The 26,001-nt window shown below is 69.7% G+C and carries 25 protein-coding genes; 10 read left to right on the top strand and 15 right to left on the bottom strand.

Going from position 1 to position 26,001, the window contains the following annotated elements; translation table 11 throughout:
* Position 1: 1 nt before the first annotated feature.
* Positions 2–1,126: a polyprenyl synthetase family protein gene (locus tag AU195_RS12220; protein WP_059159336.1), complete on the bottom strand. Its 1,125-nt coding sequence runs from the start codon at positions 1,124–1,126 to the stop codon at positions 2–4.
* Positions 1,127–1,260: 134 nt separating this feature from the next.
* Here AU195_RS12220 and AU195_RS12215 point away from each other — a divergent pair, with 134 nt between their 5' ends.
* Positions 1,261–2,184, top strand: coding sequence for a DNA-3-methyladenine glycosylase family protein (locus AU195_RS12215; protein WP_059159335.1), 924 nt, complete (start codon positions 1,261–1,263; stop codon positions 2,182–2,184).
* A gap of 88 nt (positions 2,185–2,272) precedes the next feature.
* Positions 2,273–2,812, top strand: a complete 540-nt coding sequence (gene dps / locus AU195_RS12210; RefSeq protein WP_059095236.1) for a DNA starvation/stationary phase protection protein Dps — start codon at positions 2,273–2,275, stop codon at positions 2,810–2,812.
* A gap of 60 nt (positions 2,813–2,872) precedes the next feature.
* On the opposite strand, the gene AU195_RS12205 is transcribed toward dps, so the two are convergent.
* The 5 genes from AU195_RS12205 to AU195_RS12185 all read right to left on the bottom strand — a co-directional run bounded on the left by AU195_RS12205 (position 2,873) and on the right by AU195_RS12185 (position 5,780).
* On the bottom strand, positions 2,873–3,151 hold the full coding sequence (locus tag AU195_RS12205; protein WP_059159334.1) for a hypothetical protein: 279 nt from the start codon (positions 3,149–3,151) through the stop codon (positions 2,873–2,875).
* Positions 3,148–3,618 carry a DUF5078 domain-containing protein gene (locus tag AU195_RS12200; protein WP_059159333.1) on the bottom strand — a complete coding sequence of 157 codons (471 nt, stop codon included), beginning with the start codon at positions 3,616–3,618 and terminating at the stop codon, positions 3,148–3,150. The genes AU195_RS12205 and AU195_RS12200 overlap by 4 nt, the downstream gene beginning before the upstream one ends.
* A gap of 23 nt (positions 3,619–3,641) precedes the next feature.
* Positions 3,642–3,977: a DUF732 domain-containing protein gene (locus AU195_RS12195; RefSeq protein WP_059159332.1), complete on the bottom strand. Its 336-nt coding sequence runs from the start codon at positions 3,975–3,977 to the stop codon at positions 3,642–3,644.
* A 72-nt stretch (positions 3,978–4,049) separates the two neighbouring features.
* Complete coding sequence (gene aqpZ, locus AU195_RS12190; RefSeq protein WP_059159387.1) at positions 4,050–4,874, bottom strand: aquaporin Z; 825 nt, start codon at positions 4,872–4,874, stop codon at positions 4,050–4,052.
* A gap of 120 nt (positions 4,875–4,994) precedes the next feature.
* Complete coding sequence (locus AU195_RS12185) at positions 4,995–5,780, bottom strand: PaaI family thioesterase (protein ID WP_059159331.1); 786 nt, start codon at positions 5,778–5,780, stop codon at positions 4,995–4,997.
* Positions 5,781–6,398: 618 nt separating this feature from the next.
* On the opposite strand from AU195_RS12185, the gene gltB reads away from it, so the two are divergent.
* From gltB to AU195_RS25930, 3 genes are all read left to right on the top strand, one after another.
* A complete protein-coding gene (gene gltB, locus AU195_RS12180; protein ID WP_059159330.1) occupies positions 6,399–11,009 on the top strand; it encodes a glutamate synthase large subunit in 4,611 nt (1,536 codons plus the stop codon).
* Positions 11,002–12,471 carry a glutamate synthase subunit beta gene (locus AU195_RS12175; protein ID WP_059159329.1) on the top strand — a complete coding sequence of 490 codons (1,470 nt, stop codon included), beginning with the start codon at positions 11,002–11,004 and terminating at the stop codon, positions 12,469–12,471. Before gltB ends, AU195_RS12175 begins: the two co-directional genes overlap by 8 nt.
* A gap of 172 nt (positions 12,472–12,643) precedes the next feature.
* Entirely contained in the window at positions 12,644–12,793 is a 150-nt protein-coding gene (locus AU195_RS25930) for a hypothetical protein (RefSeq protein ID WP_172800552.1), read from the top strand.
* Between the two features lie 61 nt (positions 12,794–12,854).
* Here the strand turns inward: AU195_RS25930 and AU195_RS12170 are convergent, their stop codons facing one another.
* Positions 12,855–13,712 carry an LLM class F420-dependent oxidoreductase gene (locus tag AU195_RS12170; RefSeq protein ID WP_059159386.1) on the bottom strand — a complete coding sequence of 286 codons (858 nt, stop codon included), beginning with the start codon at positions 13,710–13,712 and terminating at the stop codon, positions 12,855–12,857.
* Between the two features lie 72 nt (positions 13,713–13,784).
* Between AU195_RS12170 and AU195_RS12165 the strand changes: the two genes are divergently transcribed.
* The 3 genes from AU195_RS12165 (at position 13,785) to AU195_RS12155 (ending at position 17,726) form a co-directional block, all read left to right on the top strand.
* Positions 13,785–14,351, top strand: coding sequence for a TIGR03086 family metal-binding protein (locus AU195_RS12165; RefSeq protein ID WP_059159328.1), 567 nt, complete (start codon positions 13,785–13,787; stop codon positions 14,349–14,351).
* A gap of 15 nt (positions 14,352–14,366) precedes the next feature.
* On the top strand, positions 14,367–15,371 hold the full coding sequence (locus AU195_RS12160) for a PHP domain-containing protein (RefSeq protein ID WP_059159327.1): 1,005 nt from the start codon (positions 14,367–14,369) through the stop codon (positions 15,369–15,371).
* Between the two features lie 204 nt (positions 15,372–15,575).
* The gene (locus AU195_RS12155) at positions 15,576–17,726 is read left to right on the top strand and encodes a catalase (protein ID WP_172800556.1); all 2,151 of its coding nucleotides are present in this window, start codon (positions 15,576–15,578) and stop codon (positions 17,724–17,726) included.
* Between the two features lie 6 nt (positions 17,727–17,732).
* On the opposite strand, the gene dinB is transcribed toward AU195_RS12155, so the two are convergent.
* Positions 17,733–18,968, bottom strand: a complete 1,236-nt coding sequence (gene dinB / locus AU195_RS12150; protein ID WP_059159325.1) for a DNA polymerase IV — start codon at positions 18,966–18,968, stop codon at positions 17,733–17,735.
* 24 nt (positions 18,969–18,992) lie between these two features.
* A complete protein-coding gene (locus AU195_RS12145) occupies positions 18,993–19,622 on the bottom strand; it encodes a TetR/AcrR family transcriptional regulator (protein WP_059159324.1) in 630 nt (209 codons plus the stop codon).
* Between the two features lie 75 nt (positions 19,623–19,697).
* On the opposite strand from AU195_RS12145, the gene AU195_RS12140 reads away from it, so the two are divergent.
* A complete protein-coding gene (locus tag AU195_RS12140; protein ID WP_059159323.1) occupies positions 19,698–21,173 on the top strand; it encodes a flavin-containing monooxygenase in 1,476 nt (491 codons plus the stop codon).
* Between the two features lie 39 nt (positions 21,174–21,212).
* On the opposite strand, the gene rraA is transcribed toward AU195_RS12140, so the two are convergent.
* The 6 genes from rraA to AU195_RS12110 all read right to left on the bottom strand — a co-directional run bounded on the left by rraA (position 21,213) and on the right by AU195_RS12110 (position 25,130).
* The gene (rraA, locus tag AU195_RS12135) at positions 21,213–21,692 is read right to left on the bottom strand and encodes a ribonuclease E activity regulator RraA (protein ID WP_059159322.1); all 480 of its coding nucleotides are present in this window, start codon (positions 21,690–21,692) and stop codon (positions 21,213–21,215) included.
* Positions 21,689–22,453: a MerR family transcriptional regulator gene (locus tag AU195_RS12130; RefSeq protein ID WP_059159321.1), complete on the bottom strand. Its 765-nt coding sequence runs from the start codon at positions 22,451–22,453 to the stop codon at positions 21,689–21,691. Before AU195_RS12130 ends, rraA begins: the two co-directional genes overlap by 4 nt.
* A 45-nt stretch (positions 22,454–22,498) precedes the next feature.
* Positions 22,499–22,954: an Rv3852 family protein gene (locus tag AU195_RS12125; RefSeq protein ID WP_059159320.1), complete on the bottom strand. Its 456-nt coding sequence runs from the start codon at positions 22,952–22,954 to the stop codon at positions 22,499–22,501.
* 68 nt (positions 22,955–23,022) lie between these two features.
* Positions 23,023–23,952, bottom strand: coding sequence for a CopD family protein (locus AU195_RS12120; RefSeq protein WP_059159319.1), 930 nt, complete (start codon positions 23,950–23,952; stop codon positions 23,023–23,025).
* Positions 23,949–24,467 (bottom strand): copper resistance CopC family protein, encoded by a 519-nt coding sequence (locus AU195_RS12115; RefSeq protein ID WP_059159318.1) that lies wholly within the window; start codon positions 24,465–24,467, stop codon positions 23,949–23,951. Before AU195_RS12115 ends, AU195_RS12120 begins: the two co-directional genes overlap by 4 nt.
* A gap of 6 nt (positions 24,468–24,473) precedes the next feature.
* Positions 24,474–25,130 carry a DUF6474 family protein gene (locus AU195_RS12110; RefSeq protein WP_059159317.1) on the bottom strand — a complete coding sequence of 219 codons (657 nt, stop codon included), beginning with the start codon at positions 25,128–25,130 and terminating at the stop codon, positions 24,474–24,476.
* A 214-nt stretch (positions 25,131–25,344) separates the two neighbouring features.
* Here AU195_RS12110 and AU195_RS12105 point away from each other — a divergent pair, with 214 nt between their 5' ends.
* Positions 25,345–25,992: a hypothetical protein gene (locus AU195_RS12105; protein ID WP_059159316.1), complete on the top strand. Its 648-nt coding sequence runs from the start codon at positions 25,345–25,347 to the stop codon at positions 25,990–25,992.
* Positions 25,993–26,001 lie beyond the last annotated feature (9 nt).

Raw genomic sequence — 26,001 nt, 5'->3', positions numbered from 1 at the left:
GTCACGCGGCGCGCCGAGTGCAGACCGCTGCCATGTTGACCAGTGCGGTTCGCACGGTGTCGTCGAGTGGGCTGGTGTGGATGCGCTCGAGCGCATGCGAGAGCCGCCGGTCGATCAGCTGCTCGATCCACTGCACCGCGCCGGTCGCGGCGATCAGGTGCTGCCAGCGGGTGATGTCGTCGGCGTCGAGGTCTCGCCGCGACATGAGTTCGGTGAGTTGAGTGCGCACCGATGGTTCGGCGAGCCGGTGCGCCGCGACCACCACGCTGGTGGCCTTGTGCTCCGAGAGGTCCCCACCTGCCGGCTTACCGGTCACCGTCGGGGTTCCGAAGATGCCGAGCAGATCGTCGCGCAGCTGGAACGCCTCGCCGACCGCCGCGCCGTAGCGCCCGAGCAACCGCAGTGTCGGCTCCGGGCAACCCGCCAGCGCACCACCGATCTCCAGGGGGCGGCGCACCGTGTAGTTCCCGGACTTGCGACGTGCGACGTCGAGCACGTCCTCCAGTGTCGGCCGTCCGCCCGCGTCGTTGACCAGATCGGCGAACTGGCCCACGGCCAATTCCGTGCGCATCGCGTCGTACCGCGGCCAGGCCCGGCCCAGCGCGGCGGCACCCAGACCGCTCTCCCGCATCATCTGCCCCGCCCACACCAGGCAGAGGTCGCCGAGCAGCACCGCCGCCGAGGCGCCGAACCGCTCCGCCGACCCATTGAGGCCGTTGTCCCGGTGCCACTGCGCGAACCGCACATGAGCCGCCGGCCGGCCCCGGCGCAGCGGCGAATCGTCCATCACGTCGTCCTGGAGCAGCGCGAAGATGTGCAGCAGGTCGAAACTCGCCGCGGCGCGCAGGGCGGCGTCGTCGGGTGCGGCACCGGCCAGCCAGCCGAGGTAGGCGAACGTCGAACGCAGGCACTTGCCGTCGCCGACGAAATCGGAGAGCACGTCGAGGGTGACGTCCACACCGGTGAGGCGCAGGTCGTCGGCGCAACGGTCGGCGACGAACTCCGTCACCGCGTCGATCGCCGCGCGGCGCACGTCCTCACGCCAGATGTCGAAGGAGTCGGCGGTGAGCCCGGCCCGGGCCGGACGCAGAGGAGCGGCGAGCAGCCGATCGTCGACACCGCTCACCCGAAGCCTTCCTCGTCACCCAGCTGAGACCACCAAACTAGGGTTTAGATGTCCGTACCCGTGATCGTGGAAACCAATCGGGATTCGATGTCACGATTGCGTCATCACTTCACTCATCCGTCGGGAGGCCGCTCATGGGGGCTGACCAGGCCTTTCGTCGCACCGTGGTGTTCGGCGGCCCGGTCAGCCCGGCGCTCACGCTCACGCCGCTGCGGCGCGGCCGCGGCGACCCCTGCTTCCACGTCGCCGCCGACGGGGCGATGTGGCGGACGAGCCTGCCGCCGACCGGCCCGGTGACCGCCCGGATCACCCGGTCCGCGGCGAACGCCGTCGACGTCGAGGCGTGGGGCCCCGGCGCGGCCGAGTTCCTCGACGGTGTGCCCGCGCTGCTCGGCGCCGCCGACGACGACACGGGATTCGACCCGCGGGAGCCGACGATCGCCCTGGCGCGCCGGCGGGTGCCGCACCTGAGGCTGGGCAGCACCGGCCGGGTGCTCGAGGCGCTGATCCCCGCGGTGCTCGAACAGCGGGTGTCGGGCATGGACGCGTTCCGCGCCTGGCGGCTGCTGGTCACGAGGTTCGGCACGCCCGCGCCCGGGCCCGCGCCGGCGCAGATGCGGGTGCCGCCGAGCGCGCAGGTGTGGCGGCGCATCCCGTCGTGGGAGTTCCACCGCGCCAACGTCGATCCGCGCCGGGCGCGGACCGTGGTGCTGTGCGCACAGCGGGCCGACTCACTCGAGCGGCTGTCCGGCCGGCCCGTGGAGCAGGCGCGCGCGGCGATGATGTCGCTGCCCGGGGTCGGGGAGTGGACCGCCGCGGAGACCGCGCAGCGGGCGTGGGGTGACCCCGACGCGCTCTCGGTCGGCGACTACCACCTCGCGAAGACCGTCGGGTGGAGCCTGCTCGGCCACCCGATCGACGACCCCGCGATGGTCGAGCTGCTCGAGCCGATGCGCCCGCACCGCCACCGCGCGGTGCGGCTGCTGCTGGCCAGCGGATTGGCCCACAACCCGCGGTTCGGCGCCCGCCTGGCGATCCCGAAGCTTGCCGAACTGTGACGTGGGTCGGGGCTGCGATTACGCCACACCGGTGAGGGGTAGTCGAGGCATCGAAGACTTGATCACGCACGGAAGAAGGAGACATTCCATGGCGTACACCGTTCCCGGCATGACAGACAAAGAGGGCGCACAGGTCGCGGAGCTGCTGCAGAAGCAGCTCAGCCGGTACAACGATCTTCACCTGACGCTCAAGCACATCCACTGGAACGTGGTCGGCCCGAACTTCATCGGTGTGCACGAGATGATCGATCCGCAGGTCGAACTCGTCCGCGGCTACGCCGACGAGGTGGCCGAACGCATCGCGACGCTGGGCGGCTCACCGAAGGGCACGCCCGGGGCCATCATCAGCGACCGCACGTGGGACGACTACTCGCTGGAGCGCGACACCGTGCAGGCGCACCTGGCCGCCCTCGATCTCGTCTACGACGGGATCATCGAGGACACCCGCAAGAACATCGAGGAGACCGAGGAACCCGACCCCGTCACCAACGACATGCTGATCGGGCACGCCGCGGAACTGGAGAAGTTCCAGTGGTTCGTGCGCGCCCACCTGGAGAACGCGGGCGGCGAGCTCAAGCACGGCGGTACGTCCACCGAGAAGAGCGCAGCCAAGGCGGCCAAGAGCTAGCCGGGCCCCTACACGAAGAAGGCCCGCGTCCCGAGGACGCGGGCCTTCTTCGCGCCTGGGTCAGCCCCCGTTCGTGACGGGGTTCGACGACAGGGTGATGAAGCCCCCGTTGATCCACACACCCCAGCGACCGCCCCAGGCCGACGTCCACACGACGGGCTGGCCGGCCCAGAACTCCGCCGGCTTGGGCGGAGCCCACGCCGGTACCGGTTCCCCCAGCGCGGGCGCAGGCGGGGGAGCCGGTTGGGCGGCCGCGACGGAAGCGCCGAGCCCGAGGGCCGCTGCGGTGAGGCCGGCCGCGACGGCGGCAGCGGACAGCGTCGTCTTCAGCGTCGTCATCGTTGGTTGTATCCCCAGTTCCACACCGACGGATCCGACGGCGGGTAGGTCATGCAGACGTCCGTGGCGTGGGCGACGACGCCCTTGTTGTTGAAGAACAGCTTCGCCCAGTTACCCCAGCGGGTGGCCATCTGCTCGTAGAAGACGTTGGTCGCCGTGTTCTCGGAGTACTGCCTGCGGGCGGTGTAGTCCAGCGAGAAGAACCAGTAGATCCGGTCCCTGGCGCCCTGCTGGACGTCGAAGGGCCGGTTGTTGTAGTCGATCATGTACCGCTCGTAGTAGACCGGCGAGGTGTCGCGCGCCGCAGCCATGTACTGATCGACCGTGCAGGTGGTCTTGAGGATCCGGTTCGGGATCGGATAGTCGTCGGTGGCGTCGGCCGAGGCGATCGCCGGAGCGCTCAGCACGCCCATGGCGACGGCGGCGCTGATCGCGCCCGTCCAGAGCACTTTGAGACGGTCGGCCATGACGCTCCTTCGATCGGGGGCGCTCACGCGGGCCTCTCCGCGGCGTGGTGCAGCAGCGCCTGATGGGCCGGGCAGTAGGTGGGGTACGCCAGGCCGATGAACTTCCAGGCCTGCTCCGTGGTGCTGCCCTTCGGAAGCTGCCTGGCGACGAATTTCGCCGAGTCGAAAGCGGTCTTGTCGACACCGCGGTCGATGCGCTCACAGGCGATCTTGCCGATCCAGGCGTTGTAGTCCTTCTGCCCGTAGATGCCGAGCGTGTGCAGTGCGTTCGCGAAGTCGGTGTCAGGGTCCGCGTGCGCGACGGCAGGCGTGGCGAGCGCCAGGCCAGCGAAGGCAACCGCCAGGATCGCTCTCTTCATGGCGAGGATGTTAGCTGGCCTAATTCTGCTTGTCACGGCCACCCACCCGGCCCGGGAGGGCGCGCGGGTGGGCTACCGGACGTCTGGGTCGGGCCCCCGCGCGGTGTGCCTGCCCGATACGTCGTCGAGGACCTCGGCGAGCACCGCGACGTCGCGCACCGGCCGGTCGGCCAGCGCGTCGTACCGTCCGAACAGGTACGGGTAGGCCACCCCGGCGATGGCGGCGCCGAGCAGTGGGGCGAGCCAGAACACCCACAGCTGTGCGGGAGCCTCGTTGCCGTTGAAGAAGGCGACGCCCGTCGAGCGGGCCGGGTTCACCGAGGTGTTCGAGATCGGGATCGAGATCAGGTGAATCAGGGTCAGCGTCAGCCCGATGGCCAGCCCGGCGAACCCCTTCGGCGCGCGATCGTCGGTGGCGCCCAGGATCACCAGCAGGAAGATGCCGGTCAGCAGGATCTCTGCGATGACGACGGCCAGCAGCGAGTATCCGGCGGGCGAGTGGTTGGCGTATCCGTTCGCGGCCATGTTTCCGGTGGCGGTCCAACCCTCACGCCCCTTGGCGATGACGTAGATGACGAGCCCGGCCGCCACGCCGGCGATCACCTGGGTGATCCAGTACGCCGGCAGCACCCGCCACTCGACGCGCCTGGCCAGTGCGGCGCCCAGCGTCACCGCGGGGTTGAAGTGACCACCGGAGATGGTGCCGAACGCGTACACACCGGTGAGCACCGTCAGACCGAAGGCGAGCGAGACGCCGAGGAATCCGATGCCGAACGCGTAGCCGTCCGCGGAGGTGTACTTGGCGGCGAAGACCGCGCTGCCGCAGCCGCCGAAGACCAGCCAGAACGTCCCGACGAACTCGGCGGCCACCCGATGCATCATGGTCGGTTCCCGCATGCCGAACTCCTTCCGCGCTGTCGCGAGCCCTACGGACTCGAGCGTGACACGGATCACTGCGGGATGGGGGCGCTGCGGCCGAATCGTGGCCGGACGGCAACGTCGAAAGACGTGGTGCGGTCAGCGATACCCGGTGAAGCGCGCGGTGAGCGCCAGCTGCCCGTCGGCCCCGACGGCCCGCGCGTCGGCCACCCCGGTGGACCGACCGACACGCAACGGTGTTGCGCTGTACCGGCATTCGCCGCCGGCGACCAGCCTCCGCAGGAAATTCACCCGCAGGGATCCCGTGCGCAGGGGCAGGTCGGTGCGGCCGGCGTTCACCGCGGCGGACGCGACGAGTTCCAGGCCGGTGGCGGCCACCCCGCCGTGGACGACGCCGAGCATGTTGTTGATCACCGGATCGGCGTGCTGGGTCAGGGCGGTGTCGCCGTCCGCTTCCACGGCCAGCATCGCGGCCAGGCCGACCTTGCGCGTGTGGTGCTCGGATTGCTGGGGGAAGTCGGTGAACCGGGCCCCGGTGATGTAGAAGGACCGCACACTGCCGGTGCCGATGACATCGTCGCGGTGGCTGAACTCGCACAGGGCCATCGCGGTGGGGCCTTTGACGGCGACCGGCCATGCCCGCCCCACCACGCCGGCGTCGTCGGCGGTGATCAGGTCGGCGGCCTCGGGGATCAGTTCCAGGGACAATTCGGTGGAGACGGTCCATTCGTCCTCGCCGCGCCGCAGATGGTTGGCCAGGCCGCCGACATGGTCGAGCAGCATTGCCAGAGGCGCCGCGGTGGGCAGGCCGGTGAGCGGATTGACCAGACCGCGGGTGGGGACGGTGGCGATGCTGTGGTCGCCGGTGCCCTCGAAGGTCTCGATGCCGAACCGGCCGATCGGGGTGTTGAGCGGGTGTGACATCGCGCTTCAGCATGCGTCAGCGGCCCGGATGCCCTACCCCTTGGGGGTATCGGCGCAGGCGTCGGAGCCCGCCGCGACCGCGCCGGATGCCCACATATCGCAGGCCGCGGGGCGCGAGATGGGTTGCGGGACCGGTCATCCGGCCCACCCTCGGCCCGAGACGCACGCCGGTATGCCCGCTCAGGCGCCCATCAGCGTTGTCTAAGAATCTGACTAGGCTTTCTGCAAACGCCACACAGTCAACAATGCCAGCAAAATGACACGAAGGAGCGGTATCAGCAAACTTTTCGGCCGGGGCAGCAATCTCGCGGCCGGACGGGACCTTCGAAGCCTACCCGTGGAGGAATGTTCGAAACCCCTGTGTCGCAATGTATTTCGGTCGACCGGCGACCGCCGCGCGCCGGCGTCGGCAACATGTCGGGCGAGTATAGTTAGGTCTGACTAAGTTGGCATGTCAGCCGGTGTTTGACTTATCGTTTCCTCACTTGTGGCGAGTGGAAAAAAAGGCCGCTGTTCAATGCTGCACAGAGGACCGCCTCCGCCCCGTCGGCTCATGCCGTCGCAGACGGCAGCCAGCTGAAGCTTCGCCGAAGGTTCGAGAGTAAGGGTCAGGTGGGAATGGCGCCCAGGATTCAAGGGCTGTACAACCCCGCGTACGAGCACGACTCGTGTGGCGTGGCGATGGTGGCCGACATGCACGGGCGCCGCAGCCGCGACATCGTCGACAAGGCCATCACGGCCCTGCTGAACCTGGAGCACCGCGGTGCCCAGGGCGCCGAACCGAACACCGGCGACGGTGCGGGCATCCTGCTGCAGGTTCCCGACGAGTTCTTCCGCGCCGTGGTGGACTTCGACCTGCCCGAGCCGGGCAGCTACGCCACCGGCATCGCCTTCCTGCCGCAGTCGTCGAAGGACGCCGCGACGGCCTGTGAGCAGGTGGAGAAGATCGCCGAGGCCGAGGGCCTGACGGTGCTCGGCTGGCGCGACGTGCCGACCGACGACTCGTCGCTGGGCGCGCTCGCCCGCGACGCGATGCCGACGTTCCGCCAGGTCTTCCTGTCCGGGGCTGCGGGAACCGACGGTGCTCCCCGCGTCCGCGGCATGGAACTCGAACGCCGCGCCTACGTCATCCGCAAACGCGCCGAGCACGAGCTGGGCACCAAGGGCCCGGGACAGGACGGCCCGGGGCGGGAGACGGTCTACTTCCCGAGCCTGAGCGGCCAGACCTTCGTCTACAAGGGCATGCTGACCACCCCGCAGCTGCGGGCGTTCTACCTCGACCTGCAGGACGGGCGGCTGACCAGCGCGCTGGGCATCGTGCACTCCCGCTTCTCCACCAACACCTTCCCGTCGTGGCCGCTGGCGCACCCGTTCCGCCGGGTCGCGCACAACGGTGAGATCAACACCGTCACCGGCAACGAGAACTGGATGCGAGCGCGCGAGGCGCTGATCCGCACCGACGTGTTCGGGACCGAGGCCGACCTCGACAAGATCGTGCCGGTCTGCACCCCGGGCGCCTCGGACACCGCACGTTTCGACGAGGTGCTCGAACTGCTCCACCTCGGTGGCCGCAGCCTGCCGCATGCGGTGCTGATGATGATCCCCGAGGCGTGGGAGCGCCACGAGTCGATGGACCCCGCCCTGCGGGCGTTCTACCGGTACCACGCGTCGCTGATGGAGCCCTGGGACGGCCCCGCGGCGGTCTGCTTCACCGACGGCACCGTGATCGGCGCCGTGCTCGACCGCAACGGCCTGCGCCCGTCGCGGATCTGGGTCACCGAGGACGGCCTCGTGGTGATGGCGTCGGAGGCCGGGGTGCTCGACCTCGACCCGGCGACCGTCGTGCAGAAGATGCGCCTGCAGCCCGGCCGGATGTTCCTGGTCGACACCGCGCAGGGCCGCATCGTCTCCGACGAGGAGATCAAGGCCGACCTCGCCGCCGAGCAGCCGTACGCCGAGTGGCTCGACGCCGGCCTGTTCCACCTCGAGGAACTGCCGCCGGGTGACTACGTGCGGATGCCGCACCACCGCGTCGTCCTGCGCCAGCAGGCCTTCGGCTACACCTACGAAGAGCTCAACCTGCTCGTCGCGCCGATGGCCCGCACGGGTGCCGAGCCGATCGGGTCGATGGGCACCGACACGCCGGTCGCCGTGCTCTCGCAGCGCCCGCGCATGCTGTTCGACTACTTCCAGCAGTTGTTCGCGCAGGTGACCAACCCGCCGCTGGACGCCATCCGCGAAGAGGTGGTGACCAGCCTGCAGGGCGTCATCGGCCCGGAGGGCGATCTGCTCAACCCGACCGCAGAATCGTGCCGCCAGATCGTGCTGCCGCAGCCGATCCTGCGTAACGCCGAGTTGTCGAAGCTGATGTGCGTCGACCCCGACCACGAGATCCGCGGACACAAGCACGGGATGCGCGCCGCGGTGATCCGCTGCCTGTACCCGGTCAACCGGGGCGGACAGGGTCTGCGTGAGGCGCTGAACAACGTACGCGCCAAGGTGTCGGCGGCGATCCGCGACGGGGCGCGCATCATCGTGCTCTCCGACCGGGAGTCCGACGAGCAGATGGCGCCGATCCCGTCGCTGCTGAGTGTCGCCGCGGTGCACCACCACCTGGTCCGGGAGCGCACCCGCACCCAGGTCGGCCTCGTCGTCGAGGCCGGCGATGCCCGCGAGGTGCACCACATGGCCGCCCTGTGCGGTTTCGGGGCCGCGGCCATCAACCCGTACATGGCGTTCGAGTCCATCGAGGACATGGTCGACCGCGGTGTGATCACCGGGATCAGCAGCGACCAGGCCAAGGCCAACTACGTCAAGGCCGCGGGCAAGGGTGTGCTCAAGGTGATGTCCAAGATGGGCATCTCGACGCTCGCCTCCTACACCGGCGCGCAGCTGTTCCAGGCCATCGGCATCGACCAGAAGGTGCTCGACGAGTACTTCACCGGCTTGAGCTGCCCGGTCGGCGGCATCGACCTCGACGACATCGCGGCCGAGGTCGCCGCCCGCCACGCGCTGGCCTACCTGGACCGCCCGGACGAGCGCGCGCACCGCGAACTCGAGGTCGGCGGCGAGTACCAGTGGCGGCGTGAGGGGGAGTACCACCTCTTCAATCCCGACACGGTGTTCAAGCTGCAGCACTCCACCCGGACCGGCCAGTACTCGATCTTCAAGGAGTACACCAAGCTCATCGACGACCAGTCCGAGCGGATGGCGTCGCTGCGCGGCCTGCTGAAGTTCAAAGACGGTGTGCGACAGCCGATCCCGATCGAGGACGTCGAACCGGCGAGCGAGATCGTCAAACGGTTCTCCACCGGCGCGATGAGCTACGGCTCGATCTCGGCCGAGGCTCACGAGACGCTCGCGATCGCGATGAACCGCCTCGGCGGCCGGTCCAACTCGGGCGAGGGTGGCGAGGCCGTCACCCGCTTCGACCGCGACGACAACGGCGACTGGCGGCGCAGTGCGATCAAGCAGGTGGCGTCGGGCCGCTTCGGTGTGACCAGCCACTACCTGAGCAACTGCACCGACATTCAGATCAAGATGGCCCAGGGCGCCAAACCCGGTGAGGGTGGCCAGCTTCCGGGTCACAAGGTGTACCCGTGGGTCGCCGAGGTGCGGCACTCCACACCCGGCGTCGGGCTGATCTCGCCGCCGCCGCACCACGACATCTACTCCATCGAGGATCTCGCCCAGCTGATCCACGACCTGAAGAACGCCAACCCGCAGGCCCGCGTCCACGTCAAGCTGGTCAGCGAGAACGGCGTCGGCACCGTCGCCGCGGGCGTGTCCAAGGCGCACGCGGACGTGGTGCTGATCTCCGGCCACGACGGCGGCACCGGCGCCACGCCGCTGACGTCGATGAAGCACGCCGGCGCGCCGTGGGAGCTGGGCCTGGCCGAGACGCAGCAGACGTTGCTGCTCAACGGTCTTCGCGATCGCATCGTGGTGCAGGTCGACGGTCAGCTCAAGACCGGCCGCGACGTGGTGGTCGCCGCACTGCTCGGCGCCGAGGAGTTCGGCTTCGCCACCGCACCGCTGGTGGTGTCCGGCTGCATCATGATGCGGGTCTGCCACCTCGACACGTGCCCCGTCGGTGTGGCCACCCAGAACCCGGTGCTGCGCGAACGGTTCAACGGCAAGCCCGAATTCGTCGAGAACTTCTTCATGTTCATCGCCGAGGAAGTGCGCGAGACCATGGCGCAGTTGGGTTTCCGCACCGTCAACGAGATGGTGGGCCAGGTCGGCGTGCTGGACACGACCGAGGCGGCCGAGCACTGGAAGGCCCACAAGCTGGACCTGTCGCCGGTGCTGCACGAACCCGAGTCGGCGTTCATGAACCAGGATCTGTACTGCAGTTCGCGTCAGGACCACGGCCTGGACAAGGCGCTCGACCAGCAGCTCATCGTGATGTGCCGCGAGGCACTCGATTCCGGCACGCCGGTCAAGTTCTCGACCACCATCGCCAACGTCAACCGCACGGTCGGCACCATGCTCGGCCACGAGGTGACCAAAGCCTATGGCGGTCAGGGGCTTCCGGACGGCACCATCGACATCACGTTCGATGGTTCGGCGGGCAACAGTTTCGGCGCCTTCGTACCCAAGGGCATCACGCTGCGCGTCTATGGCGACGCCAACGACTATGTCGGCAAGGGCCTCTCGGGTGGCCGCGTGGTGGTCCGCCCGGCCGACAACGCGCCGGCCGACTATGTCGCCGAGGACAACATCATCGCCGGCAACGTCATCCTGTTCGGGGCGACCAGCGGCGAGATGTTCCTGCGCGGGCAGGTCGGGGAACGGTTCGCGGTCCGCAACTCCGGCGCCGTCGCCGTCGTCGAGGGTGTTGGCGACCACGGCTGTGAGTACATGACCGGCGGCAAGGTCGTCATCCTCGGGCCGACTGGACGCAACTTCGCGGCCGGCATGTCGGGCGGGATGGCGTTCGTCTACGACCCGACGGGCGCGCTCCCGGACAATCTCAACGCCGAGATGGTGGAACTCGACGTCCTCGACGACGAGAACGTCCAATGGCTCCACGGCATGCTGCAGGCCCACGTCGACGCCACCGATTCGGCCGTGGGACAACGCATCCTGAACAACTGGGAAGAAGAGTTGAAGCATTTCGTCAAGGTCATGCCGCGCGACTTCAAGCGCGTGCTGGCCGCAATCGCCGAGGCGGAACGCACCGGCGCGGACAAGAACGAGGCGATCATGGCGGCCGCAAGTGGCTGATCCGCGCGGTTTTCTCAAGTACACCCATCGCGAGCTTCCGCAGCGCCGCCCGGTGCCGTTGCGTCTGCGCGACTGGAAAGAGGTCTACGAGGACTTCTCGCACGAGACGTTGCAGACGCAGGCTGCCCGCTGTATGGACTGCGGGATCCCGTTCTGCCACAACGGTTGTCCGCTGGGAAACCTGATTCCCGAGTGGAACGACCTGGTCTACAGGGACCGCTGGCGCGACGCGATCGAGCGGCTGCACGCCACCAACAACTTCCCGGAGTTCACCGGGCGGCTGTGCCCGGCGCCGTGTGAGGCGTCGTGCGTGCTCGGCATCAACCAGGACGCCGTCACCATCAAGCAGGTCGAGGTCGAGATCATCGACAACGCCTTCGACGAGGGCTGGGTCGTCCCGCTGCCACCGGACCGGTTGACCGGCAAGAAGGTCGCCGTCGTCGGCTCCGGCCCGGCCGGGCTGGCCGCCGCCCAGCAGCTGACCCGGGCCGGTCACACCGTGACCGTGTTCGAGCGCGCCGACCGCATCGGCGGCCTGCTGCGCTACGGCATCCCCGAGTTCAAGATGGAGAAGCGCCACATCGACCGCCGGCTGGAGCAGATGGAGGCCGAAGGCACCCAGTTCCGCACCGGGGTGAACGTCGGCGTCGACATCTCGGTGGCGCAGCTGCGTTCGGAGTTCGACGCGGTGGTGCTGGCCGGCGGTGCGACCGCATGGCGCGATCTGCCGATCCCCGGCCGCGAACTCGACGGCATCCACCAGGCGATGGAGTTCCTGCCCTGGGCCAACCGTGTTCAGATGGGCGACCCGGTGACCGGCGACGACGGCGAGCCGCCGATCACCGCCAAGGGCAAGAAGGTCGTCATCATCGGCGGCGGCGACACCGGCGCGGACTGCCTCGGCACCTCGCACCGGCAGGGTGCGGCGAGTGTGCACCAGTTCGAGATCATGCCGCGCCCGCCGGAGACGCGCGCCGACAGCACGCCGTGGCCGACCTATCCGCTCATGTTCCGCGTCTCGTCGGCCCACGAAGAGGGCGGCGAGCGGGTGTACTCGGTGAACACCGAGGAGTTCTGCGGCGACGAGAACGGCCGCGTCACCTCGCTGAAGGTGCACGAGGTCGAGATGAGGGCCGGCAAGTTCGAGAAGATCGAGGGTTCGGACTTCGAGTTGGAGGCCGACCTGGTGTTGCTCGCGATGGGCTTCGTCGGACCGGAGAAGCAGGGCCTGCTGACCGACCTCAAGGTGGAGCTGACCGACCGCGGCAACGTGTCGCGTGACGACGACTACGCGACCTCGGTGCCCGGCGTGTTCGTGGCCGGCGACATGGGCCGCGGGCAGTCGCTGATCGTGTGGGCGATCGCCGAGGGGCGCGCGGCCGCCGCGGGCGTCGACCGGTACCTGATGGGCCAGAGCGCGCTGCCGGCCCCGATCAAGCCGACGGCGGTTCCGCAGCGCTGAGTCGACGGCCGGACACCCGGCGTTCGTCACTCCTGAACCACCAGCCACACCAGAAACTCGACGTCGATTCGTCGGCGCGCCTCACAGCGTTTGCCGGGGGAGCGAACTCTAATGACTTGATGTGGGTTTTGCGATATCGTGGCCCACGATCAGCAATTGAGTTACCGCAGGAGTGATCGACGTGTACATCAACCCGATTTCCCGGTCACGGGTGGGTCGAATCGCCTGGTCATTGTTCCGTCACCCCGTCAAGAGCCGTGAATTTCCCGCCAAGCAGGAACGGCTCATCACCGCTGCCGAACTGGTGCGCTTCGGCGTCTAGCTAAGCGGTGACCTGCCGGTCAGGCGGTCGACCCGTGCCGCCCCCGGATTTTGCCTGATCGTTATGCTTTCGTGACCGTCAGCCCGGAGTCCCTGATCGCCTCGGCGAGGGGTTCGAGGACCGCGGTGTCATAGGGCGGCGGCAGGTACACGATCGCCAGGTCGAGGCCCTCGGCCCCCAGCGCGGCCGCCTCGTCGATCACCTTCGCGTAATCGTGGTCCGCGCCGAGACGGACGTGCGCCGAGAGCATGATCTCCTTCGGGTCGCGTCCGATGTCCGCGCAGTGCGAGGCCAGGACGTCCCGCTTGCGCGCGAACTCCTCCGGCGGCCCGCCGACGAAGTTCCAGTGCTGCGCCCAGCGTGCCGTGATGCGCAGCGTGCGCTTCTCGCCGCTCCCTCCGATGCAGATCGGCGGGTGTGGCTGCTGGGGGCCCTTCGGCTCGTTACGGGCGTCCTTGAGCTGGTAATACGTCCCGTCGAAGCTCGTGGTCTCCTGGGACAGCAGCCCGGTGAGCACCTCGCAGGCCTCTTCGAAGCGGTCGAACCGCTCCTTGATCGAGCCCAGCTCGATCCCGTAGGCGCCGGACTCCTCCTCGTTCCACCCCGCGCCGATACCGAGCTCGAGCCGGCCGTTCGAGACGATGTCGAGCGCTGAGGCCATGTTGGCCAGGACCGCCGGATGACGGTAGTGGATGCCGGTGACCAGCACGCCGACCCGCAACCGCCGGGTGGCCTGGGCCAGCGCCGTCAGCGTGATCCAGCCCTCCAGGCAGGGGCCGGCCGAATCGGAGAAGATCGGATAGAAGTGGTCGAACGTCCAGCCCGACTCGTAGACGTCGATGTCGTCGGCTGCCTGCCAGATCGGCAGCATCTCGGCCCAGGTGGTGTTCTGCGGTGAGGTCTTGAAGGCGAATCGCACGTCCACCGACGCTAGTCCGGTTTTCTGGCAGTCGTGCGATGAGATTTCCGGTCCCCGCGAGTCGGTACGGACATGATCGACCTCAGCTCCGCCTGTCGGCGCACCGCCGACGTCGTCGCCCACGTGTCCGACGGGCTGCTCGATGCCGGCACGCCGTGCGACGGGATGCGGCTCGGTGAGCTCCTCGCGCACGTCGGCGATCTCTCGACGGCCTTCGCCGCCGCTGCGCGCAAGGACCTCGGCGAGTGGACCGACAACCCGCCCCGGCCCCGACCGCCCGACGACGACTGGCGCGCCGCCTACCCGCAGCGCCTGACCGAACTCGCCGACGCCTGGCGCTCGGCCGACGCGTGGACGGGGATGACCCGCGCCGGCGGGATCGACCTGCCCGGTGAGGTCGCCGGGATCGTCGCGCTGACCGAAGTCGTCATCCACGGCTGGGACGTCGCGGCGGCGAGCGGCCAGGTCTACGACTGCGACCCGGCCACCGCGCAGGTGTGCCTCGAGTACCTCGGCCAATTCGATCCGGCAGGTACGGAAGGCATGTTCGGCCCGGCCGTGCCGGTGCCCGACGACGCGCCGGCGATCGACCGCATTGTGGGGCTCAGCGGCCGCGATCCCCGGTGGCGTCCGCGCTGAGGGCACACTGGGGACATGGACCCCGTGACCGCGCTGCGCCAGATCGCGTACTACAAGGACCGGGCTCGCGAGGACTCCCGACGGGTGATGGCCTACCGCAACGCCGCCGACGTCGTGGAGCGGCTCACCGAAGCCGAACGCGACCGCCACGGCGCCGCCGACTCGTGGCAGTCGCTGCCGGGTATCGGGCCCAAGACGGCGAAGGTGATCGCGCAGGCGTGGGCCGGCCGCGAACCCGACGTGCTCGTCGAATTACGGGACAACGCAGTCGATCTCGGCGGCGGTGAGATCCGCGCGGCGCTCAAGGGGGACCTGCATGTGCACTCGAACTGGTCGGACGGGTCGGCGCCGATCGAGGAGATGATGGCTGCCGCCCGTGACCTCGGGCACGAATACTGCGTGCTGACCGACCACTCGCCGCGGCTGACCATCGCCAACGGTCTGTCCCCGGACCGGTTGCGCAGACAACTCGACGTGATCGATGGACTGCGTGAAACCGTTGCGCCCCTGCGCATCCTGACCGGCATCGAAGTGGACATCCTCGAGGACGGGTCCCTCGACCAGGAGGAGGAGCTGCTCGAGCGCCTCGACGTGGTGGTGGCCAGCGTGCACTCGAAGCTGGCCATGGACGCGCCGGCGATGACGCGGCGCATGCTCAAGGCCGTCGCCAACCCGCACACCGACGTGCTCGGCCACTGCACCGGGCGACTGGTCACCGGTAACCGCGGTATCCGGCCGGAGTCGAAGTTCGACGCCGAGAAGGTGTTCACCGCGTGCCGTGACAACGGCACCGCCGTCGAGATCAACTCCCGGCCCGAGCGGCGCGATCCGCCCACCCGGTTGCTGAACCTCGCGCTCGAAATCGGTTGCGTCTTCGCCATCGACACCGATTCCCATGCTCCGGGCCAATTGGACTTTCTCGGCTACGGCGCACAGCGGGCACTCGACGCCGGGGTGCCGGTCGAGCGGATCGTCAACACCTGGCCGGCCGACGAACTGCTGGCCTGGACGACGTCCTGAAATCTCACATGGCGGTCCGCCGCGTTTAGGCACCGCTGCGGCAGGGAAAGGCGGGGGGACGCGTGACGAGGGGCCGTTTCGGCGCGCCCGGTCACCGACCAAGCTGACGAAGGGGACCCCATGTCGCAGGACCGCGGAGCCAAAGAGACCATCAAGAGCGTCGTCAAAGACGCCAAGGACAAGGTCAAGGAAGCCGCCGAGCGGATGCAGCAGCACAGCCCGAGCTACATCCCGGGCGCACCCGGACCGGAGAAGCCGTCGTTCGACGAGCCGACCGCGCCGCGGGAACCGCTGCCCCCGAAACCCGATCAGGGTGGGCCCGACTTGCGCACGGCCACCGGCCTTTCCGTCGGCGGTGGGCAGACCGCTCGAGGTCAGCAGGGCGAGTACCTGACCACCGCGCAGGGCGCCCGGCTGTACGACACCGACCACTCCCTCAAGGCGGGTGAACGCGGGCCGACGCTGCTGCAGGATCACCACCTGCGCGAGAAGATCATGCATTTCGACCACGAGCGCATCCCGGAGCGTGCGGTGCACGCCCGCGGCGCCGCGGCCCACGGCGTGTTCCGCGGTAACGGCGCCGCCGAGAAGATCTGCAAGGCGGGCTTCCTGAAGTCCGGCGCCGAAACCGACGTGTTCGTCCGCTTCTCGACGGTGCTCGGTTCCCGCGGATCGGCCGACACCGTCCGCGACACCCGCGGATTCGCCACCAAGTTCTACACCGACGAGGGCACCTTCGACCTCGTCGGCAACAACATCCCGGTGTTCTTCATCCAGGACGGCATCAAGTTCCCCGACGTCGTGCACGCCGCCAAACCGCATCCGGACCGGGAGATCCCGCAGGCCCAGAGTGCGCACGACACGTTCTGGGACTTCGTGTCGCTGCACACCGAAGCGTCCGCGCACACCATGTGGAACATGTCCGACCGCGGCATCCCGCGCTCCTACCGGATGATGGAGGGATTCGGCGTCCACACCTTCCGGCTGACCGCGCCGGACGGGTCGACGTCGCTGGTGAAGTTCCACTGGAAGCCGCGACTGGGTGTGCACTCCCTGGTGTGGGAAGAGGCGCAGATCGCCGCGGGAATGGACCCGGACCTGCACCGCCGGGATCTGGCGGACGCCATCGAGAAGGGCGCGTACCCCGAATGGGATCTCGGCGTGCAGGTGATGCCCGATACGCCGGATCAGATGTTCGAGGGGATCGACCTGCTCGACCCTACGAAGATCGTGCCCGAGGAACTGGCCCCGGTGCAGGTGATCGGCACCATGCAACTGAACCGCAACCCCACCAACTTCTTCGCCGAGACCGAACAGGTGGCGTTCCACCCCGGCCATCTGGCGCCCGGCATCGACGTCACCGACGATCCGCTCCTGCAGGCGCGGTTGTTCTCCTACCTGGACACGCAGCTGACCCGGTTGGGCGGACCGAACTTCGGTCAGATCCCGATCAACCGTCCGCACGCCCCGGTCAACGACATGCTGCGTGACGGCTTCCACCAGCACGGCGTGCACCCGGGTGTCGCGCCGTACCGGCCGAACTCGCTCGACGGCGGATGCCCGTTCCTCGCGGGTGCGGACAACGCCGCGTTCATCGAGGCGCCCGCCGTGGTCGCCGAGTCGACGAAAGTCCGTGCGGCGCCGGCCTCCTACGACGACCACTTCTCGCAGGTGGCGATGTTCTACCGCAGCCTGAGCCCGGTGGAGCAGGCCCACGTCGCGGAGGCGTACACCTTCGAGCTGGGCAAGTGCTACGAGCAGACGGTCAAGGAACGCCAGCTCGCGGTGCTGGCCAACATCGACGCCGATTTGTGCGCGACGGTCGCCGCTGGCCTGGGTCTGGAACCGCCCGCGCCCACGGCCGCCCCGGTCGAACCGTCGGTGCTCAGCCCGGCGGTGTCGCAGATCGGTCAGCGCTGGCCGGTGGACGGGCGTCTCGTCGGCATCCTCACCGGGCCGGATTCCGACATCGGCGACGTGGCGGCGGTGGTCGACGCCCTGGGGGCGGCGAAGTTGGTGCCGCTGGTGATCGCCGCGCACGGCGGCACCCTCGATCACGAGGGTGGCAGCGTTCCGATCTCGCGTACGTACACGACGGCGCGGTCGATCGAGTTCGACGGCCTCGTTCTCGCGGGATCGCCCACCACGGTGCAGGCGAAGATCCTCGTCGACGAGGCGTTCCGGCACTTCAAGGCGCTGGGCGTGCTGCCGCAGGGAACCGATCTGCTCGCCTCGGCGGGCGTCGGCGCCGACGCCGAGGGTGTGCTCAGCGCATCGGACGCCGCCGGGCTGGCGGCATCGCTGATCGAGAGCCTCGGGGAGCACCGGGTGTGGGGGCGCGCCGTCCCCGCGTGACGGCGGTCAGTCCGGCAGGTGCGGCATCTCCAGGCCGGGGTCGCGCCCGAGGAGCACACCGCGGGTGACGGCGAGATTGCCGTAGCGGGTGCGCACCTCGTCGACGGCGGCGTCGAGGGCCCCGGTGTCAGTGTGGGAGCCGGCCCCGCGCTCGAACGGCAACTCGAGTTGCTGGGCGCCGTCGCGGTCGATGTTGGACACCGCGAACCCGATCAGCGTCAGGCCGCGCTCGGCGATCAGCGGGGCCGCCGCGGCGACCAGTTCGCGGGCGGCGGCCAGGACGGCTTCGGTCGATGCGGTAGCGCGCGGCATGGTGTGCGAGCGGGTGACCCGGCTGAAGTCGTCGAAGCGCAGCCGCAGCACGACGGTGCGGCCGGTGCGGCCGGCGTTGCGCATCCGGCGGGTGATGCGGTCGGTCAGGTTGACCACCACGGCGTCCACCTCCGCGTCCGACATCGTGTTGCCGCGGCGGCCCAGCGCCCGCTGCGCTCCCACCGAACGGCGTCGGACCCCGGTGACCACGCGGCGGCGGTCGATGTTGTGCGACAGCGCGTACAGCTGCCGGCCCATCGCGCCGCCGACCATCGCGCTCAGCGTCGTCTCGCCGAGTTCGGCGACGTCGGCGACGGTCTCGATGCCGTGCGCGCGCAGTTTCGCGGCGGTCTTCTCGCCGACGCCCCACAGCCGCCGCACCGGAAGCGGATGAAGGAACGCCAGCTCGCGGTCCGGTGGCACCAGCAGCAGCCCGTCGGGCTTGCCCTCCTGGCTGGCGACCTTGGCCAGGAACTTCGTCCGCGCGATCCCGACGGTGATCGGCAGACCGACCTCCTCGCGGACCCTGGCCCGCAGCCGCGCGCCGATCTGCACCGGCGTGCCGGACACCCGGCCCAGACCGGAGACGTCGAGGAACGCCTCGTCGACCGAGAGGGGTTCGACGATCGGGGTGGTGTCGCGGAAGACCTCGAACACGTCGGCGCTGGCCTTGGAGTAGGCGGCCATGCGCGGTGGCACGACGATCGCCGCTGGGCACAGCCGCCGGGCCTGGTGGCCGCCCATCGCGGTGCGCACGCCGTAGGCCTTGGCCTCGTAGCTGGCCGCCAGCACGACACCGCCACCGACGATGACGGGCCTGCCGCGCAGCGCCGGATCGTCGCGCTGCTCGACCGAGGCGTAGAACGAGTCCAGGTCAGCGTGCAGGATGCTCGCCTGCACCTGACCGCGAACCTGAGCCGACACGAACATATGTTCGCATGGCGGTCCGACGTGTCAGCGGCATTCTCCGTACACCGAGCACGTCCACACGTGCACGAGCGAGTCGAGCACCCGGTCGGACGGGATGCCGGGCGTCTCGGCCGCGAACGCCGCGAGCAGGGTGCGCTCGTTCATCAGGTTGAGCGCCGTGGCGAGGTCGTGGGCGGGCAGCGTCTCCGGGGCGGCGCCGCGCCTGCGCTCGGCCTCGATGGTCGCCGCGGTGAAGTCGATCCACTTCTGCATGAACTTCGCGAAGACGTCGCGCACCTCGGCGTTGTCCGAACCGGACGCCGCGACGGTCACGCCGCGGTGGGCGCCGAAGGTGTCGAAGAACACCTTGATACCCGGCCGCCACACATCCTCCGACGTCACGGCCGAGGCGGCCTGCTCGAGCGCGGTATCGGCCTCCCTGATGACCCGCGCCCACAGCGTGAGCAGCACCGCTTCCTTGGAGCCGAAGTAGAAGTAGAAGGTCGGGCGGGAGATGCCCGCGCCCTTGGCCAGGTCGTCGACGGAGATCTCGGCGAACGGGCGGGCCTCGAGCAGCTGTTCGGCGGTCGCCAGGATGGCCTGTTCACGGTCGTCGCCCGAGGGGCGGGCCGACCGGCGGCCGCGCGGTGCGCGGGCCTGGCTGGCGGTGGTCATACCGCGACTTTACACCGCGTCGAAATTCTCAACACACTGTTGACGATGTCGACGGCGTGTTGATAGCTTGACAGCATGACCGAATTTGTCGACGTCGTCATCATCGGAGCCGGGATCTCCGGCATCAGCGCCGCATGGCATCTGCAGGGCCAGAATCCCGACAAGACCTATGCGATCCTCGAGCGTCGCGACAAGCTCGGCGGCACCTGGGATCTGTTCAAGTACCCGGGCATCCGGTCGGACTCCGACATGTACACCCTCGGGTTCCACTTCAAGCCGTGGGCGACCGACCAGAGCATCGCCGACGGCCGCTCGATCTGGAACTACCTCAACGATGCCGCCACCGAGAACGGCATCGACAAGCACATCCGGTACGGCCACAAGGTCGTCGCCGCGAACTGGTCCGACGCGGACAACCGCTGGGAGCTCACCGTCGAGCGCGACGGTGAACGGATCCAACTCAACGCCGGCTTCCTCTGGGCGTGCAGCGGCTACTACAACTACGACGAGGGCTACTCGCCCGACTTCCCCGGCGCCGACGACTTCGCCGGCACGATCGTGCACCCGCAGCACTGGCCGGAAGACCTCGACTACCAGGGCAAGAACATCGTCGTGATCGGCAGCGGCGCCACCGCGATCACGCTCATCCCGGCGCTGATCGACACCGGCGCCGGCCACGTCACCATGCTGCAGCGCACGCCGACCTACATCGGTTCGCTGCCCGACAAGGACTCGTTCGCCGCGCGCGCCTACCAATTGCTCCCCGAGAAGCCCGCGTACACCGCCGTGCGGTGGAAGGCCATCCTCCAGGCCATGTCGCAGTACCAGATGGCCCGCATCTTCCCGAACTTCTTCCGCAAACTGTTGCGGAAGATGGCCGAACGGCGTCTGCCGGAGGGCTACGACTACGACAGGCACTTCGCACCCGACTACCGGCCGTGGGATCAGCGTGTCTGCCTGGCCCCCAACGGCGACATCTTCAAGGCGATCCGCAAGGGCAAGGCCGACGTCGTCACCGACGCGATCGAGCGGTTCACCGCCGACGGCATCCTGCTGAAGTCCGGCGAGCGCATCGAGGCCGACATCATCATCACCGCAACCGGTTTGAACGTGCAGTTCTTCGGCGGCGCCGAGGTGCTGCGCAACGGCGAGACGATGGACCTCGCCGAGACGGTGGCCTACAAGGGCATGATGCTCTCCGGCATCCCGAACATGGCGTTCACCTTCGGCTACACCAACGCCTCGTGGACGCTCAAGGCCGACCTCACCTCGGAGTACGTCAGCCGGCTGCTGTCCTACATGGACGACAAGGGTTTCAACACCGTCGAACCGCGCGATCCCGGCGCCGACGTCGAACGCCTGCCGTTCGTCGACCTGACCTCGGGTTACATCAAGCGCGCCCTCGACCGGCTGCCGAAGTCGGGCGGCAAGGCGCCCTGGCGGCTGAAGCAGAACTACCTGATCGACCTGCGGGTCATCCGCAACGGCAAGATCGACGACGACACGCTGCAGTTCTCCAAGCACCGTGCGCCCGAGGCGGTTTCGGTGTAGTCCGTTGCGCTCACCGCAACCGACCACACCGAGACCGCGTCAGCGGGTGACCACCACGATGCCGTCGTCGTCGCTGTAGGCGACATCGCCCGGCGTGAACGTCACGCCGCCGAATTCGACGGGCACATCCCGTTCGCCCGCACCGGTTTTCGTGCTCTTGCGGGGGTTGGTGCCCAGCGCCTTGATGCCGATGTCGAGGGTCCGCAGCGTCGACGCGTCCCGCACGGCGCCGTTGATGATCAGCCCGCTCCACCCGTTGTCGCGGCCCAACGCGGCGATCACGTCGCCGACCAGTGCGGTGTGCACCGAACCGTCGCCGTCGATCACCAGCACCCCGCCGTCACCGGGCTCGGACAGCACCGACTTGAGCAGCGCGTTGTCCTGGAAGCACCGCACGGTGGTGATCCGTCCGGCGAAGTCGGACCGCCCGCCGAACTGGCGCAGTTGCAGATCGCAGCTGCGGACGTCGGGTCCGATGTCGTCGACGAGGTCGGCGGTGGCGCGCGGTTCGATGATCACCGGTCGATGCTAGCGACGACCACGTCGTGCAGATACCGGGCCAGTCCCGGCTCGCGGTCGTCGTAGTGGCGCGTGAAGCGCTCGTCGGCCAGGTACATCTGCACCAGGCCCAGCTGCATCGCGTCGTCGCAGTCGTAGAACCGCTCGATCGAGGCGCGGTGGCGCGCGGCGAGCCGATCCGCCTCCGGGCTGCCCGGCGCGACACCGTCGCGTTTCGCCGCGACCAGATCGGTCAGCAGCGCCTCACCCTCGTCGCGGACCTCGATCCAGTCCTGTCTGCTCATCCGGGCGGTGCGCTGCTGCGACTGGCGCCAGGCCTCGGTGTCGCCCCAGCGCTGCTGCGCCTCGGCGGCGTGTTCGTCGGTGTGCACGACGCTGCCGAAGATCTCGACCTGTTCCTGCGCGGTCAGCTGTACGCCCTCGCGGTGTGCGTTCATCAGTTCCTCCACTGCCTTGATGGTGTGCCGGATGCGGTCGGCGTGCTCGTGCAGCAGCTCGAGTTGGTGTTCGAGACGCGCGAGGACGTCGGCGCGCGGATCGTCGAGCAGGGTGCGGATCTCGTCGAGTGGCAGGCCCACCGACCGGTACACCAGCACCAGGTGCAGTCGCTCGACGTCGGCGTCGGTGTACCCGCGGTACCCGGCTGCGGTGCGGACGCTGGGGACCACGAGGCCGATGTGGTCGTAGTGGTGCAGGGTGCGCACCGAGACACCGGTGAGCGCGGCGACCGTACCGACCGTGCTGGCTGCTGCGTCGTCCATGACAACGACTATCGACCCTGACGTGGCGTCAGGGTCAAGAGGAGATCAGCGGCGCCGGGAGACGAGGACGGCGAGCAGGGCGAGGACGGCCGCGGCCACCGCCGCGGCCAGTGGGAGGCGGGACTGGTCAGGTCCGGTGACGGCGACGGGGGCGGGCCCGGTCACCGGGTTGGCGGCGGTCGCGACCGCGGCCTTCGCCTGAGCCGCGGCCTCCTCGGCGGCGGCGGTCAGATCGCCGTCGGTGCTGACGAGGTCCGCGGGCGACGGGGGCGGCTGCTTCTTGGGAGGTGCGGTGTTCTTGGCAGGAGCCTTCTTGACCGCCTTGGCAGGCGCCTTCTTCGCGGGTGCCTTCTTGGCGGGTGCCTTCTTCGCCGCCGCCTTCTTGGCGGGGACTTTCTTGGCCGGTGTCTTCTTCACCGGAGGCGCGGTCTCCGCGGCCGGCGGCGTGGGCTCGGCGGGAGTGTCGGCCGGCTCGTCGGACCCATCCTGGCGGTCTGCCATCGACGCTGCTCCTTCGCGGTATCCGGGTTCGGCGACAGTGGCTCCATCATGCCAGGCGCGCGGCCGGCTCATCCGGTGACGGCCAGCGCGGCCGCCAGGGTCAACGCGACCGTCATGCCGCCCAGTTCCAGCAGCGACCTCGTCCGCGACAGACCGGCACTGGCGCGGTGGGCCCGCGCGGCCGGGAGCCAGCGGCTCCGGTTGCGCCACGCCAACGCCGTCAGCCCCACCGTCACCAGGAGCTTCGCCGTCAGGATCCGGCCGTAGCCGGTGGCGACGAGGTCCGCGGGGGAGCCGACGACGGCCAGCGCCCCGGCCACACCGGCCAGCACCAGCGCACCGACACACACCAACGCCAGCGCCGAGAACCGCGGCAGCACCCGCGCCCACTGGCCGCGGTGGGCCACCGTCACCAGCAGGCCCACCAGAGCGCCGCACCACAGGCCGGCCGCCACCGTGTGCACCGCGACGGCCAATCCGCCCAGCGGATTCTCCGCGAGGTGCCCGGCCAGGGTCCGCGCCGCCAGCCCGGCTGCGGCGATCCCCGTCGCCGCGACGGCCACGGCGCCCGTGCGGGGCGCCGCCACCGCCACCGCGCAGACGGCCGCGGCGGCGACCGCGCTGATGAACCCGGACCGTCCGGCCGCGGTGTGGGTGACGAACTCGAGGTAGGTCTGCACTCCGACGGTCCCGGCCGGCAGGGCCGCGGCCTGCGCGCTCGCCACGACCAACCGCACGAGTTCGGTGAACAGCCACACCGCCGCGCTCGCCGCCAGCGGTACCGCCGCCCACCGGGACAGCTCGTCGCGGTACCGGCCGGTGTCGAGCAGTGGCACCACCGCGAGTCCGAGCGTGACGGTCGCGGCGCAGTCCGCCGCGGCGCGGGCGGCGGTCAGGCTCAGCGAGTTCTGCGGCCGGCCCAGCGCCCACGCCGCCACCGACGCCACCGCGACGACCCCGACGCCGCCGACCACCGTGCGCCAGTGCGGCGGATTCACGTACGGCGTCGCGCCGCCCAGAGGGCGGCCGCGCCCACCGCCACGCAGGCGCCCACGATGAAGGGCCACACCGGCGGATCCTGCGCCGGCGCGGCGGGCGCCGTGGGCGCCGCGGCCGACGGCCCCGGCGTCCCGGTCCCGCTGACGGTGAGCTCGAACGTCCACGACCCCGTGACGACGTGACCGTCGGCGGAGGTCGCGCGGTAGTTGACGGTGTAGGTGCCCGAGGGGCCAAGCGGCCGCAGGTCCACCGATACGACGGTGTCCTGCACCTGCGGTGCGCCCGTCGACCAGAGGTTGCCGTCCGGGCCGACGACGGTCATCGCGGCGAACGCCGGCTGCATGGGCTCGTTGAACGTGGCGCTCACCCGTGCGGGCGCCTGGGCCGGCGCCGCGCCGTCGGCGGGATCGGTGGCGATGACGGTGGCATGGGCGGAGGCCACGCCCGCGAGGGAGAGGGCGACGAGGACCACCGCCACCATCGCGGCGGCCGACCGGCGCGCAAGGGCTCGCATACGACGTCAGGCCACGCCGAGACGGGCCATCAGATCGGCGTCGATCCCGTCGAGCTGTTCGGCGATCGCGGCGTGGGCGGCCCGCCGGCGCGCGGTCGGCATGTTCTCGGCGGCGGCGACGGCCGCGGACAGGTCGCCGAGACGCTCGTTGATCGCGGTGACGAACTGCTTGGTCTCGCCGTCCTTCGGCTTCTTCTGGGCGACCAGGCGCACCGACTGCTCCGCGCCGGCGATGCGCGCGGACAGCTCACCGCCGTGTCCGGAGAACTGGCCGAGCTGGCTCAGCGGCACCCCGAGCCGCTCGGCGCGGCGTTCGTCGGCGAAGCCGCGGGCCGCCACCGACGCCCGGTAGACCACCGGCACCGCGATGGGCGCGAGCAGCCGGGCGACGGTCAACGTGCGACGGATCCGGCCGGGGGAGAGGAGCTTGCCCTCCCTGGCCGCCCGCAGTTGCGTCTCAGCAACCTTGAGCGCGGTCCGGTCACTTTCCCGTTGGGCACGCAGCTGGGCCTTGAGCGCCCGGGTCTCGGCCTTCGCCTGGGACTTGTAGCGACGGGCCTCGTTCTTGGCCGAGAGCCTGGCCTCCAGCTTCGCCTTGGCCTTGATCGCGCGGGCCTCGGCTCGGCGGGTAGCGCGGCTTTTGCGTCGCTTGAACAAACCCATACCCCGCAGCCCTCCGGTCCTCGGTACCCCAGCCGCGACATGCGGCCGCATCGGTGCAGTCCAACCCTAGCGGTCGGGTGCGCCCCGGCCACGGCCGCGCCCTGCCACGGTGAGCCGATTCATCTCAGTAGCAAACGCGAGACCGTAATTGTGCGAGAATCGTCACAACGGTATGGAAACTCCGGCCTGACCGGGTTCGAGGGGCGGTGACCAGGTGGGATCGCGGGTACGCGTCGCCGCGTCGGCCTGCCTGGTGGCGGCCGGCCTGTCTTTCGCGGGCCTGGGCGGGGCGATGGCCCTGGCGGAGCCCGAAGACGGCGGGCCCGTGTCGGTGGGCGCGGGCACCGTGGCCGATCCGGCCGTCGACCGTGATCCGGAACCGGACGCCGGTGACGGCACCGAAGCCCCTGAGTCCGAACCGGGTTCGACCGCCGAGCCGAGTGGCGGACAGTCGGAGAGCCCGTCGGATCCGACGGACACCGAGCAGTCGGGCACACCGACCACCAAGTCGACGACGAGCCCGACAAGCACCTCCCCGTCGTCGACCACGCCCACGACCACGTCGTCCTCCTCGCCGGCCTCCGCGCCAGGGGACACCGGCAGTGACCACGACGGCCCCGAGGGGATGCCGCCGAAGATGGACGAACCCGGTCCGGTGGCGCCGAGCGTCGTCGACGCGGCGCCCGGTCTGCCGGTGGTGGTGCCGATGGCGCCGATCGCGGTCCCGGTGCTCGTCGTCCCCCCCATCGGGCTGCCGCCGGTGGTGGGGCTGGGCGCCGCGGGTCCGGGGGGCGGCGGTGGCGCCGGAGCCGGAGCAGGAGCAGGTGCGGCCGCACCCCGCGCCCCGGCGCCTGTGTCATAAACACAAATC

This window comes from Mycobacterium sp. IS-1496 (assembly GCF_001499995.1).
In the GTDB taxonomy this organism is placed as follows: Bacteria; Actinomycetota; Actinomycetes; order Mycobacteriales; family Mycobacteriaceae; genus Mycobacterium.
This window is presented reverse-complemented; position numbering and strand designations above follow the sequence as displayed.